Here is a 12,727-nt window from a genome sequence, read left to right as displayed (position 1 = left end):
ATCCGACGAACCTCCGTGCTCGCCCGCCACTGGCGAGTTGGACGAAGGACCGGTCATTGATCGGTTTCCCGGCCACTCGTGCGGGTACCGCCGCTGGTCAGGACCGAGGAAGGGACGCCCATGGCCGAGCGGGAACAGCAGCGTGACGGAGGGCAGACCGGGGTGCCGCAGGACGAGGCGGCCCGCGACACCCGGGCGGTACAGGACGCCCACGGTGGCAGCATGGCGCCGGGGCTGGTCGACGACACCGGTCACCCGGTAGCGCAGGCGCCGCCCGACCGGTTGGCCGAGACCGAGGGCGAGGACAACGCGTTCGGATACGCCGAGGAGGTCATTACAGAGGATGGGACCTAGGGAAACGTGGAGCCGCAGGCTGGGTGGATGCAGCAAGCGCAGGACCTGCAGGCATCTCCAAATGGCCCCCTTTGGCGGTGATGGCCAGGTAGGAGGCGATCGTCACTGACGCCACCGAACGCGGCGGAGCGTGGACTCAGCCGGTGATTTCCCGTGGGTCGCGTTCGGCCACCACGTTCGCGTCGTCGATGGTGCTGACGAGATCAACGTAGCCCTCGCCGCTGACCGAACTCACGAGAAAACTCGGCCGGTTCAACCGTCCCTGCTCGTCCCTGGTCTGCGCCTCGAACGAGGCCGCGTCCGGAATTTCGCCGCCCGTCCGCGGGCAGGTCCGAAGTCCGCCTGGGCTGGAGTCAGAACCACCGCCGCGGCTGCTCCACCGCTGAAGACCGCCCAGCCGCAAAGGCCGCCCGCGAGACCAGTACCAATGGCGATGGACCCACGAGGGACTGTGGATCCCTCTGTTGCCAACGCCTTGACAACGAGCTGCTCATCTTCCACGACGCCGACTTGGCGCCACTCGCCGCCAGTCCATGGCCCTGCGCCAACGACAGCGTCCAAGGAAACAAGGGCGCACGAGTGCTGGGAGACACTCCTGAATCAGGCAACCCTGCTGACGGGCGTTGATACCTCAAATTTCGCTGCGGCCTGGTGCTCGAATCGCCACCGAGTCGCCTACCCGGCGGCCCGGCATGCGACGCTCAAGCTCCGCGACCAACGGGCCACGCCGCGTGGCCCCCGAACACCACCGCCATAGCCACAATTCCTGGCATGACAGCACGACACCCCCAAACCCCACACCCCTTGTGCCCGGAGGAACGCAGACCATGGACCACGCATCTCAGCTCATCCAGGAGCGGAGTGCCCCGCCGGCCACGCTGGTGATCTTCGGTGCCTCCGGTGACCTGACCCGGCGTAAGCTGCTGCCCGCAGTCGAGAGCCTGGCTCGGCACGAGCGGCTCCCGGACCAGTTCGCGCTGGTCGGCGTCGCGCGCACGTCGATGACCGACGAGCAGTTCGCCGAGAGCGCCCTCGGCGAGCGCACCCTCGCCAGCAAGCGCCAACTCCAGGGCGGCGTGCGGTACGTGGCCGGCGGCTACGACGACCCGGAGACCTACAAGCGGCTCGTGGAGACCCTCGACGAGCTGGACGCACAGCGGGGCACGTCCGGCAACCGGCTCTTCTACCTGTCCACCCCGGCCGGGGCCTTCGAGCCGGTGATCAAAGGACTGGCCGGTGTCGGGCTCAACCAGCCACGCGAAGGCTCCTTCTCCCGCCTGGTCATCGAGAAGCCGTACGGGCGCGACCTCGTCACGGCCCGCGAGCTCGACGGCGTCGTGCACAGCGCGTTCGACGAGCACCAGGTCTTTCGCATCGATCACTACCTGGGCAAGGACACCGTCCAGAACGTGCTGGCGCTGCGCTTCGCGAACTCGATCTTCCAGCCCATCTGGGACCGCTCCTGGGTCGACCACGTGCAGATCACCGTCGCCGAGACCCTCGGCGTCGGCAGCCGCGGCGGCTTCTATGAGGACGCCGGGGCTATGCGGGACATCGTGCAGAACCACGTGCTTCAGGTTCTCGCGCTGGCACTGATGGAGCCGCCGGCCTCATTCGAGGCTGAGGGCCTGCGCAACGAGAAAGTGAAGCTGCTGCAGGCGATCCGGCTCCCCACCGACCGGGACATCGCCGAGGCTGCGGTCCGGGGACAGTACACCCGGGGCGGCACGCGGGAGGAACTGATGGCCGGCTACCGCGAGGAGGCCGGCGTGGACCCCCTGTCGCGGACCGAGACCTACGCCGCGATGCGGCTCAACGTGGACAACTGGCGCTGGGCCGGGGTGCCGTTCTACGTACGCACCGGCAAGCGCCTGCCGGCCCGACTCACCGAGGTGGCACTGCAGTTCCAGCGGCCGCCGCACCTGCCGATTCCGACCGACCAACTGACCGGCCTCGATGCTGACGCGCTGATCCTGCGGATCCAGCCGAACGAGGGCATCTCGCTGCGCTTCGGTGCCAAAGTGCCGGGCCACTCCTTCCGGGTCCGCACCGCCACGATGGAGTTCTCCTACGACCAGACGTTCGTCGAGGAGTCCCCGGAGGCGTACGAGCGTCTGCTCCTGGACGCGCTGATCGGTGACGCGTCGCTGTTCATCCGCAGCGACGAGGTGCAGCAGTGCTGGCGGATCGTCGACCCGATCATCGACAACTGGGAGAAGGACAACTCGCCGATCCCCACCTACGAGGCCGCCTCCTGGGGCCCGACCGACGCCGACCGGCTCATCGGCGGGCACGGCCGCAAGTGGCGCAACTCCGCGTGACACTGCCACAACGAATGTGACCACGCTGCTGAGCCCGATCGCTTGGTCGCACCATCGACGCGCAGCGGTGGGTGGGAGCCGGCTCCCACCCACCGCTGCGCCGAACCCCATCGGCGTCGCGTCTGCAGCGACGCCGACGTGCCCGCGGCCGACGTCATCCATCGCGACGCGGACACCGTCCACATGCTCAGCAATGTGGGCGGCACCAGGTTCGTTGCGCGCCCAGGTCGAACTGAGGTGACCGCTGGCACGGCGGTCGGACGCGAAAACCGACATTCGGTGAAAAACACCCGCACCGAGTGCGTAACGTGCCGGACATGTTCTCTCGCACTTGGCGTAACCTGTTGCTCACAGCGCTCGGGATGGGCATGCTCGCCGGTGCCGGTCAACTCGGCATCGCGTTCAGCTTCGGCATCGTCCAGCTCGCGGACGCCTCCACCGACGCCGCCGTCAACCAGTGGCCCGCCCAGCTCGTCTGGGTCGGCTGGTTCGCGGCACACGCCGCCGTAGCCGGCACCGTCGTCGCCGCACGCCTGGCCCGCCGGTACGGGGTGCTGGGAAGCACTGGCAGATTGGTGGCCGTCGCCGCCGCCGCCGCGCTGGGCGCCACCGTCGTGGCGCCGCTCTGCATCCGGCCGGCCCAGGCCGCCGAGCGCTTCTCTGTGGACCCGATCTGGGCCCTAGGCATCTGCGCGACCCTCGGCGCGCTGGTTGGCGCGGGTGCCGCCATCGCCGTACTGCTGAAGCCGCCGCTGGGTTGGAACATGGCGGCAGTGGGCGGCGTGGTCTGGCTGCTGGCGCTCGTCTCGGCCGTCCCGTCGCTCGCAACCGCCGGGCCGTTGCCCGCCGTACGGCTCGGTGTGCTGGAGCCGGCCGGGCTCGACGCCGACACGGCACACCGGCTGGCGATCCTGATTCTGCCGTCGGTGGCCCTGCTCATCGGCGCGGCGACCGGCGGGCTGGCCCGCTGGCGCGGGCATCCGCCGCTGGTCAACGGCGTGACCGGCGCGGCCGGCACGGTGCTGGTCGCGTTCACCTATCTGACCGCCGGTCCCGGCGACGCCGTCGACCGGTACCAGATCACGCCGTACTACGGGGCGCTGCTCGCCGTCGCCGCCGGCGTGCTCGGCTCGGCCGCCGCCGCGTTGTTCCGCTGGCCGCTCCTGCCGCGCACCGCCGAAGCGCGGGTCGCCGAGTCAACCGACCTCCTCGGTCCGCTGGCCGCCGGTCCCGCCGTGCGGCTGCCCATGAGGCCGGCCGTTGGTGGTGCGACCGACGAGCCGGAGCCCGTCGACCTGGCCGGCACGGGACCGGTCGCCGGCGCGACCGCAACGAAGCTCCCGACCGCAGCCGAACCGCTGGGCGTCGGTGCACCGGCTGTTACCGCCGCATCGCCCGCACCCGCCGACCTCGCCACACCGGGCGATCTCGACGACACCCCGGAGACACTCGTCGCCCCGGGGACCCTCCGGATGTACCAACCGCCGAAGACCGACCGGACGCGGGTTCAGGCGACCTGGCCGGTCGTTCCGGCGCGGCGCGTGCCGCCCTCGGCCGAGCCCGCTCCCGGCGCCGAGGCGACCCAGTCAGCCGGCACGCAAGAGAGGCCCGAACCGGCGCTCCCACCTCGGCACCGGCCGCCCCTGCCCAACCTGAACCTGGCCGCGAACTGGGACGCCCTCGCGACCGCCCAGCGAGCCGGGCCCCCGCCCACGACCGACGCCGTGCCGGCCCGCCCCGCCGGGACCGACCGGGCCCCCGCGCCGGCCGACCCGACATCAGTCGTCGAGGCGGGCCGGGCCAGAGGGCGGCTGGGCCTGTTCCGGCGCAACAAGTCCCGGGCCGACGGGGGCGGCGCGGGCGCCCCGGCGGACGGCGAGCCGCTGCCGAGGCAGGACGCGGAGTTCGTCGACTGGGTGAGCCGGCTGGGCAATCCGGTGGCGGACAACGAGCCGGACCAGGAAGGCGGTCGCCGGTCACTCCGCTCCACCGGCAGCCACCACAGCGATCGTTAGAAGTTCTTAGTACTCCAGCGGCACCTGGTGGAGTACCACCGCGCCCTGGTCACCGAGAGGCGGCCACCGACCCGCTCCGGGGTGAGGCACACCCTGGACGAGATCGCCGACGACCTCTCCGCCCGGCTGATCTCGCTGTTCACCCAGGACGACTGGGGTCGGCGGCCGATCTACGGTGCCGCTCAGATGTTCCAGACCCACCCGGACTGGCGCGACCTGATCGCCTTCCCCGAGTACTTCCACGGCGACAACGGGGCCGGCCTGGGCGCCTGGCACCAGACCGGCTGGACGGCCCTGGTAGCCGACCTGATCCTCACCCTGCGCCGCCGAACGGTGCAGTTAGGCAGCCCGCGAAAGGTGTATCCACGGCGTCCTGGGCCCGGTCTGATCGTAGTGACTGTCGGCGATCTGATAGGTGTCGGCCGGGATGAGCCCTAGGCTTGCCCACTCACGTGACGCCGATGGGTGGGGACGTGTTCAGAGACTTCTACGCGACGTTGGCGCAGGTCCTGCCCGTGGTCCTGCTCGCCATGCTCTTCGACTCCCGCTACCTGGACGTGCTGGCCCGTGATCATCGGCCCTCGCGACGTGAGAAGCCGAAGGGCGGGTACTTCTGGACCAAGCCCCGGGTCCGTGTCTACGTCCTGACCGTCGCGTCGCTGTTGATGTGCGAGTTTCTGTGCGTGTTCCTGGTGCTCGGCGGCCTGATCGACGACCGCGCATGGCTGCGGGGTGTGCTGATCGGAGGCCTGACGCTGTTCCTGGGCACGCTCTTGACGCGAGTCTGGGTGGCGGTCGTCGCTGCGACGGCACCGACTCAGCCTGGACGGAACGCCACGTTGGACGATGAGCGCGGACGGGCTGTTGAGCCGCTCGACTGGTGACATGGAGAGGACTGCTTCGGGTATCTTCCTGTACCACGTCCTATCCGCCTCGGTGGCGTTTATTAGGGTGGGCCCTGTCGCGCTTCAGATCGACGTCAGGTGATCAAGCCCTAGAGCTTCACGAAGGGGTAGGTTCAGCACGATGCTGCGCGACGTGGAGGCCAATACGAGCCCGTCAGTTCGCCTCGCCCACCTCGGCTTGGAGCTTCCGGCGGTCAGTCCACCGAGGGGCAGCTACGTCCCAACGGTTCGTTCGGGCAACCTCATCTTCGTCGCCGGGCAGGTGCCGATGGTGGACGGCGAGGTCGTCGAGACGGGCAGGGTCGGCGCAGAGGTGACGCCGCAGCGGGCGAAGGAACTGAGCCGTCGTTGCGCCCTGGCTGCCCTCGCTGCGGTAGACGCCGCAGTGGGCCTCGACAAGGTCACCAGGGTAGTGAAGGTGCTGGGCTTCGTGTCGTCAGCTGACGACTTCACCCAGCAGGCAAGCGTAATAGATGGCGCCAGCGACCTGTTCGTAGCCATTTTCGGCGAGGCCGGCCGTCATGCACGCAGTGCCGTCGGGGTTGCGATCCTGCCCTTGAACGCACCTGTCGAGGTCGAGATCATTGTTGAAGTCGCTGACTGACATCGCCCCAGGCCTGTGGCTGAGGTGAAGGGTGCGGGCATTGCCCGCACCCCTCACAGCTGGACTGCCGTCCCGGAAACCGCTATGCCGCTGTTCGGCTCGGCGGGCACGTCGACAAGAATCACGCCGGGCCGCCCCATGTCGACACCCTGGTGAATGGTGACACGCGCCGGCGGTCGCACGAGGCCCAGCTCCCGGAGGTAACCGCCGAACGCGGCAGCGGCGGCACCCGTCGCCGGGTCCTCGAACACGCCCCCGGTCGGGAAGGGGTTCCGAGTGTGAAAGACATGCTCGGACTCGCGCCAGACCAGGTCGACGGTCGCCCAGTCGTTGCGCTCCATGACTTCCAGTAGGGCGCCTTCGTCGTACCGCAAATCGGCCAGACGTTCACGGCTGGCGGCGCCAATGACGGGATGCCAGGCCCCGGCGTAGGCAGCAAGCGGAGGAAGACCAGGGTCAAGTTCGTCTGGCGACCAGTCGAGCGCCGCCAAGAGGGCTACCAGATCGTCGTCCTGGATCTGTGCCGTCCGCGGTGGCACGCTCACCAGAGTGGCGTAGACCGATCCGCTCGGCTCGATCGATGTACGTACCTCGATGTAGCCGGCCTTCGTCGCCAGGTGCAGAACGCCAGGGCCGTTGAGTCGCGCATGGGCCACTGCGGCTGCGATCGTCGCATGACCGCAGAACGGGACTTCGATGCGAGGGCTGAAGTATCGCGCGACCGTGTGTTCGCCGGCCACGGGAAAAAGGAAGGCCGTCTCGGAATAACCCACCTCGGCCGCGATCTCTGCCATTTTCTCGGAATCTAGCCCGGTTGCGTCGAGCACCACGCCGGCCGGATTTCCGCCCCGAGAATCATTCGCGAAGGCGGTGTAGCGGAGAATTTCCATTTCGCAACTATAATGTTTCCCCGGAGGGGCAGTCAATGGGAATCTCCGCTGTCCAGGCCCGCTACCCCCACGTCAGAAGTTGACCGGTGTCGCTCAGGCCGATCGACATTCCCAGCGCCATGCGTCGCGCGCCACGACTGGGTCGCACCGCATGGTAGTTACGTGGGTCGAACAACAGCCCTTCACCGACTGCTGGCTTTAGCACGAACGATTCTACGCCAGCTACCACGTCCTCCGAGAAGCCGTACGAATTGGGCAGCCTGAAAGCCTCGTCGGCCGGGCTCCAACGATGCCTCCATACGACCGTCTCACCGCCATCATCGGGCATGCTGAGGTACAGGTTGAAGGCGAACTGACTGATTATGTTCGCGTCGAGCAGGTTGCCCTTGAATTCACGCAACACGTTGTCGAAGTGAACCTGAAACCCGTCATTGGGCTCGCGGGCGACCCCGGGGCACATTTGTCGGCCACCGCTGCGGCCGACAGCGATGCCGCCGGGCCAGTCGGTGCCGATCGCCTTGCGGCAGAGCTCGAATGGGTCGATGGACAACCCGAGACTGCGCCACCTGTCTTCATTCTCCCTGACGGCAGGCCAGTACGAGTCGGCAACCGCACCCCCGTGTCTGTGGTCGCTGACGCCGACGCCGAAGCGTAGGACCGTCGGATAGACCCGCTCCTGACCGTACGATTCGAATTTCGCTTGGGTAAGCGCCTCCAACACTTCTTCGCAAATCGAGCGAGGCAGTAGATCCGGGACCCGAATGGCAGCAATTCTGCCTGCGGCCAGGTCGGATATACGGCCTCGATCAAAGTGGTCGGTGGTCACGGACTTGAAAAACGAGTCATGGGATACGGACTCGATCACACTGATCACCGCACTCTCGTAGAACCTGCGATGGGCGCAGGATACCCCATGATGAGCGTCAATGTCGCCACCTGGATGTGGAGTGCTGCGCACGTCGACGGGCGGCCGGAGCCGTGCCGGCGGCTAGGTTTTGCGCTGGCGGTGAGACCAAACAGTCCATATCGCGTACCCGTTACACACATGATGCTGCGTGGGATTCCCGCTTGGTCATATTACTTTCGGCGGTAAGGCCGTTTGGGAAGCTTCTTCATCTACTGTTGACGCCAAAGGCAAACCGGGCGTCCAGTTCAACTGCTTGGCGATCCGCTTCCAGTGCTTCTCGGGCGATCCGCCGGGCCACTTCGAGGCGTGAAGTCTGCGCTTGAGCGTCATCGCCCGCCGGCCCGGAAGCCCAGGTTGAGCTGGACTCGTTCTGGCTGCTGGGTATCGTCATCTGGTCTCCCAGTACTCGCGAAATCGGCTGATGTTGATACCTGAGGCTAGCGTGCACGGGGCTGTCTGGTAGCTATACGTTCCGGCGATCTTCCCCGGTTCAATCTGTCGGCAACACGACAGGGGAGTCCTCCGCGGTGGTCCTCGGCATGGGTGCCTGCCGGGCAGCCGCTCCTGGTTGACGAGACGAGCCGTCCGTCTGATCCGGCGGGATGCCCCTTGCCTGGGCCAGCAACACCCGAGTGCGCTCCGTCTCCGGGTGGTCCGGCCCCAGCGCCTTGATCCGATCGACGAGGAGCTGGCTCAGGTCGGTGATGGCGGCTGCCTCTTTGCCCTGGTGGACGAGGGCGACCGCCAGGATGTATCGCAGGTGCATCACCGCCGGGGCGTGCCAACGGTCACCGGCCTCGCGGATTGCGTCCCTCGCCTCGGCCTCGGCCTCGGCGTCCTTTCCCTGTTCGGCAAGGCTCTTCGCGAGTGTGCGGCGGACGAAGAGCGTCTCCGGCGTGGTCGGCGACCAGATCCGCCGTCGGATGTCCAGCACCTCCCGAATCATTTGCTCCGCCTCGGCGGCGCGACCCAGGTTGAGGATGGCCCGGGCGAGACTGTGCCGCACCACCATGGTGTCTGCGTGTTCCGGGCCGCGGACGGAGTTCTCCGCATTGACGATGGAGCGCAGCAGTGGCTCCGCCTCGGCCCAGCGGCCCTGCTCGAGTATTGCCTTGGCGAACTTGTGTCGACTGGCGAGCGTGTCGGCGTGGTCCTCACCGAGAATCTGGGTGCGTCCGGCAATCACCTGCCGGAGCTTCTCCTCCGCGGCCTTTGGCTCGCCTCGGTCGAGAGCGATGCGGCCCTCCTCGTGGCGCAGCGCCAATATCTCGCGGTCGTCGCGATCAAGACCAAACAGGTGACACTGGGAAATCAGGGAGTCGATGAGGTCCTGCGCCGGTCCCAGTAAACCCGTGACGATGAGGTAGCGGGCGGTGAGCCGGGCGAGTTCCAGCGCCGATGCGGTGACCTGTCGGTCCCGCGGCCAGGTGCCCTGCAGGAGCGTGGCCGGTACGAGACTGACCGCGTGCGGTGCGAGAACGTTCCACATGACCCAGCTCTCTGGGTAATCCGGATCGAGACCTTTGGTCATTGCCAGGAGCATCTGCACGTTGAGCCCGTAGTAGTCGAGGTGTCGCTGCCTGACCTCCTTGTCCTGCCGAAGGACCCCGTGAGCGAGTGGATGCAGAGACAGGACCTGCGCCAGTTCCTCGTCGTTGACGTCCGGCAGCACATGGGGTTCCACGAGGCCGAGGTCGGCCAGGCCGCCGAGCGCCGCGATCCGTTGCTTCAGGCTCGAGCCGTGAAACAGCGGTGACTCTGCCACCACGTCCTGCCGTAGCAGCACGTGATATGGGATCGGGGCGATGTTCAGGCAGGCGAACAGCTTCAGCAGTCGCGGCGCCAGAGTCACACCGCGTTCCGTCAGAAGTTCAAGGGACAACCCGAATACATGCTCCATTTCCAAGCCCAGCGATTCGTTGAGATCGCCACTGTCCGAATTGGTCGTTGACTCGAGACGCCGACGAGCCTCTGCCCGGTAGGTAGCCAGATCCCGTATCCCAGCGGAGTCAGAGCCCCAGATCTTCTTGGTGTTGACGTCGTTGATGTAGTCGGCTGCCGCGCGGAGCGCCAGTGGGAGACCTCCCAGCACCGCGGACAGCTTCCGGGCTTCCTCGAAGGAACGCCCGCTGACCTCGGGTCGGAGCCGGTCCAGCAGGACAGCCGCACCGTCGCTCTCTTGCAGCGGCGACACATGGTGCACTGCGCTCCACGTTCCCCAGGTTGATTCGTTCCGGTCGCGGCTGGTCACCAGGACCTTGCCCTTGGCGATTGTCGGCTCCCTGAGCCACCCGGATCCGTCTGACACCGGCCCGTCGTAGGGCGCCAGATGCCCGGGATCGTCGGCGTTGTCGAACACGAGTAGCCAGGGATCCTCCTGGCTATTGAGCAGGCGCCATACCAGATCGGTCGCGCTTGCCGAACCCACCCAGGCGCGTTCGATCTCGACCTCTGGCGCGCCCAATCGCACGGCCACCGCTCGCATGCAGGAGTTGATGCGGGTCACGGGGACCCACCACACCCGACAGCCGGTCGCCTCCGCCCGATGAGCGATCTCCAACGCCAGGCGACTCTTGCCCGAGCCGCCCAGACCCGCCAGTACATGGACCCTCCGCAGCGGATTGGGCGACTCGATCGATCGCATCAGGCTTGCTCGCCCCTGCAAAGGGGTGTCCCTACGGCCATAGGGCGGAGTGACCGACGCCCGCACCTGCCATTCGGAGGAAGTGTCCGAGGAACTCGCAGGCGGCTGTTCCGACTCGCCAGCGCCGAGCAGTGCCCTGCGGACGATTCGGTACTGGGAGGTCTCCCGGCCTGTCGGTTTGATGATCGAGAAGTGGTCACCGTCGACGACGCCATTCGAGGAGAACGGCATCGACGTGACGATCGGCGGCGCGATCCGATCGCTGACGCCACCGTATGAGGCGAGCGGGATGAAGCACTCGGTCTTGCTGACGCCTTGGGCCTGCACGACCGCGCGTACAACGGTTTCCTGCGCCTCCATAACGGCCCGATCGAAGGGGCGCAACTGTCGCTCCTGAGGATTCCTCGAAGCGAAGAACGTGAATCTCCGCACCGACAGCAGGAACTCCGCTCCAGAGTTCGGGCAGGCAAACATCACAATGTTCTTGATCCGGCTGAGTTTGTCAGCGCGGCCACGCCACACCTGCCGGGCCAGCAGTCGCTGCACGACGAGGCCACCTTGGCTATGGGTGACGAACACGATCGACGCGGCGTCTCGTAACTCGTTCTCGTAGTACGTCCACAGTCTGTCGGCGATGTCGTCGACCTCAGCGATGCGGCGGTCGATCCGAACCCTGATGGGCGGCGACTCGTACCGAAACGTATGTACGCTGACGAACGACGCCAGCTCCGCATCACCCTGGATGAGGTCCACGAACGGTTGCCAGGTCGAGGGCGACGAAAACAGCCCGTGTACGAACACCAAGTCGACGGGCTTGCGTGTCGTCATCACAATCTCCCGCTGGAGTCGAGTGCAGCAGTGCGTGTCGCGAGTTGGTGGACGTCTTTGGCTGCTTCGGCCTCATGCTGGCGGCGCTGTTGCGAGCCTTCGATGGCACGTACCTCCATACTGGATGCCCGGCATCGAACTCGATCAAACCGCTTTTGGCACGCTGCGTCATCGACCGATCCGACATCTGTAACCGCATGTCGGTCAGTGGCTTTCACCGGGCGGCGGCAGCGGGTCGCCCTGCGGCTGGTCCCTGGACCTGTCGGTCGTCCTACTCGAAGCGCCTCCCGAACCGCCGGTAATCAGCGACATGTACCTGCCGGTTCCGTGCGTGGTGCACCCCGAGCAGGTCCGCGAGTACCAATACGCCGACCTGCTCCCCGATGACCTACGCGAACGGCTCGAGACGCCCGATCCGCCCGACTGGGCGTTACCGGCCGCACCCGGGTCGCCCTGAGCCGAGCGCCGCCGACACGGGCGAGGGTGATTCACCTCGCACAAGTTTGCCCCTGACGTCAACGTGAGGTTTTAGCGTGGCGATATGCAAATCAACGGCTCAACAGCTCTCGTGACCGGAGCTAACCGCGGCCTCGGCAAGGCCTTCGCCGAGGCCCTCCTCACCCGGGGCGCCACCGTCTATGCGACCGCCCGTCGCCTGGAAAGCATCGACATCCCCGGTGCCATCGCGCTCCAGCTGGACATCACGGATCCCGCGTCCATCGAGGCCGCCGCAGGCAAGGTGGGCGACCTCGACATCCTCATCAACAACGCTGGCACCTCCACTGAAGCCCCACTGCTCGGCCCGTCCACGGAGAACATCCGCCGCGACCTCGACACCAACTTCTGGGGCACTCTCAACGTCACCCGCGCCTTCGCGCCCAGGCTGGGCGGCGGCGCCATCCTCAACGTCATCTCGGCGCTGAGCTGGTACACCTTCAGCCCCGGCAGCAACGGCTACGCCGCCTCCAAGGCCGCGGAGTGGTCCCTGACGAATGGCATCCGACTCGAGTTGGCCGACCAGAAGACTCTGGTCACCGCCCTGGCGCTGGCGATCGCCGACACGGACATGATGGCTGGCATCGACATCCCCAAGCTCGCGCCCCACGAGGTGGTCGCCCAAGCCCTCGACGGACTGGAAGCAGGCAAGATCGAAGTCATCGCTGACAAGCCCACCGCCAACGTCAAGGCCTCCCTCTCCCGCGATCCCGCCGACTTCTACGCCGACATCACCGGCAACCTCTTCGCCTGACTTCACCGGT

General features: G+C 67.0%; 10 protein-coding genes and 1 pseudogene. 7 read left to right on the top strand and 4 right to left on the bottom strand.

Features of this window, described 5'->3' with window-relative positions; all coding sequences use genetic code 11:
- Positions 1-120: 120 nt before the first annotated feature.
- The 6 genes and pseudogenes from GA0070561_RS33200 (at position 121) to GA0070561_RS22935 (ending at position 6,199) form a co-directional block, all read left to right on the top strand.
- Positions 121-354: a hypothetical protein gene (locus tag GA0070561_RS33200; protein WP_141710437.1), complete on the top strand. Its 234-nt coding sequence runs from the start codon at positions 121-123 to the stop codon at positions 352-354.
- Between the two features lie 827 nt (positions 355-1,181).
- Entirely contained in the window at positions 1,182-2,675 is a 1,494-nt protein-coding gene (zwf, locus tag GA0070561_RS22955) for a glucose-6-phosphate dehydrogenase (protein WP_091404564.1), read from the top strand.
- 317 nt (positions 2,676-2,992) lie between these two features.
- A complete protein-coding gene (locus tag GA0070561_RS22950; RefSeq protein WP_141710436.1) occupies positions 2,993-4,690 on the top strand; it encodes a hypothetical protein in 1,698 nt (565 codons plus the stop codon).
- Positions 4,691-4,756: 66 nt separating this feature from the next.
- Positions 4,757-5,017 (top strand): annotated as a pseudogene (locus GA0070561_RS22945) (MGH1-like glycoside hydrolase domain-containing protein); the annotation flags it as partial.
- A gap of 146 nt (positions 5,018-5,163) precedes the next feature.
- The gene (locus GA0070561_RS22940) at positions 5,164-5,574 is read left to right on the top strand and encodes a hypothetical protein (RefSeq protein WP_141710435.1); all 411 of its coding nucleotides are present in this window, start codon (positions 5,164-5,166) and stop codon (positions 5,572-5,574) included.
- 142 nt (positions 5,575-5,716) lie between these two features.
- Positions 5,717-6,199: a RidA family protein gene (locus tag GA0070561_RS22935; RefSeq protein WP_091404553.1), complete on the top strand. Its 483-nt coding sequence runs from the start codon at positions 5,717-5,719 to the stop codon at positions 6,197-6,199.
- Positions 6,200-6,252: 53 nt separating this feature from the next.
- Here GA0070561_RS22935 and GA0070561_RS22930 read toward each other — a convergent pair whose 3' ends face one another.
- The 4 genes from GA0070561_RS22930 to GA0070561_RS22920 all read right to left on the bottom strand — a co-directional run bounded on the left by GA0070561_RS22930 (position 6,253) and on the right by GA0070561_RS22920 (position 11,468).
- Positions 6,253-7,089: a PhzF family phenazine biosynthesis protein gene (locus tag GA0070561_RS22930; protein ID WP_091404551.1), complete on the bottom strand. Its 837-nt coding sequence runs from the start codon at positions 7,087-7,089 to the stop codon at positions 6,253-6,255.
- Between the two features lie 61 nt (positions 7,090-7,150).
- On the bottom strand, positions 7,151-7,963 hold the full coding sequence (locus GA0070561_RS22925) for a 2OG-Fe(II)-dependent halogenase WelO5 family protein (RefSeq protein WP_208603831.1): 813 nt from the start codon (positions 7,961-7,963) through the stop codon (positions 7,151-7,153).
- Positions 7,964-8,201: 238 nt separating this feature from the next.
- A complete protein-coding gene (locus GA0070561_RS33195; RefSeq protein ID WP_141710434.1) occupies positions 8,202-8,387 on the bottom strand; it encodes a hypothetical protein in 186 nt (61 codons plus the stop codon).
- A gap of 99 nt (positions 8,388-8,486) precedes the next feature.
- Positions 8,487-11,468 (bottom strand): alpha/beta hydrolase, encoded by a 2,982-nt coding sequence (locus GA0070561_RS22920; protein WP_091404548.1) that lies wholly within the window; start codon positions 11,466-11,468, stop codon positions 8,487-8,489.
- Between the two features lie 541 nt (positions 11,469-12,009).
- On the opposite strand from GA0070561_RS22920, the gene GA0070561_RS22915 reads away from it, so the two are divergent.
- Positions 12,010-12,717, top strand: a complete 708-nt coding sequence (locus GA0070561_RS22915; protein WP_091404546.1) for an SDR family oxidoreductase — start codon at positions 12,010-12,012, stop codon at positions 12,715-12,717.
- Positions 12,718-12,727 lie beyond the last annotated feature (10 nt).

This window comes from Micromonospora saelicesensis, assembly GCF_900091575.1.
Taxonomy (GTDB): Bacteria; Actinomycetota; Actinomycetes; order Mycobacteriales; family Micromonosporaceae; genus Micromonospora; species Micromonospora saelicesensis.
The sequence above is the reverse complement of the archived record's forward strand: the minus strand, read 5'-3'. Positions and strand labels throughout refer to the sequence as shown.

Bases quoted from the DNA above. Each gene is read 5' to 3' on its own strand.
- GA0070561_RS33200 (WP_141710437.1), top strand. From the start codon at position 121: ATGGCCGAGCGGGAACAGCAGCGTGACGGAGGGCAGACCGGGGTGCCG.
- zwf (WP_091404564.1), top strand. From the start codon at position 1,182: ATGGACCACGCATCTCAGCTCATCCAGGAGCGGAGTGCCCCGCCGGCC.
- GA0070561_RS22950 (WP_141710436.1), top strand. From the start codon at position 2,993: ATGTTCTCTCGCACTTGGCGTAACCTGTTGCTCACAGCGCTCGGGATG.
- GA0070561_RS22935 (WP_091404553.1), top strand. From the start codon at position 5,717: ATGCTGCGCGACGTGGAGGCCAATACGAGCCCGTCAGTTCGCCTCGCC.
- GA0070561_RS22930 (WP_091404551.1), bottom strand. From the start codon at position 7,089: ATGGAAATTCTCCGCTACACCGCCTTCGCGAATGATTCTCGGGGCGGA.
- GA0070561_RS33195 (WP_141710434.1), bottom strand. From the start codon at position 8,387: ATGACGATACCCAGCAGCCAGAACGAGTCCAGCTCAACCTGGGCTTCC.
- GA0070561_RS22920 (WP_091404548.1), bottom strand. From the start codon at position 11,468: ATGACGACACGCAAGCCCGTCGACTTGGTGTTCGTACACGGGCTGTTT.
- GA0070561_RS22915 (WP_091404546.1), top strand. From the start codon at position 12,010: ATGCAAATCAACGGCTCAACAGCTCTCGTGACCGGAGCTAACCGCGGC.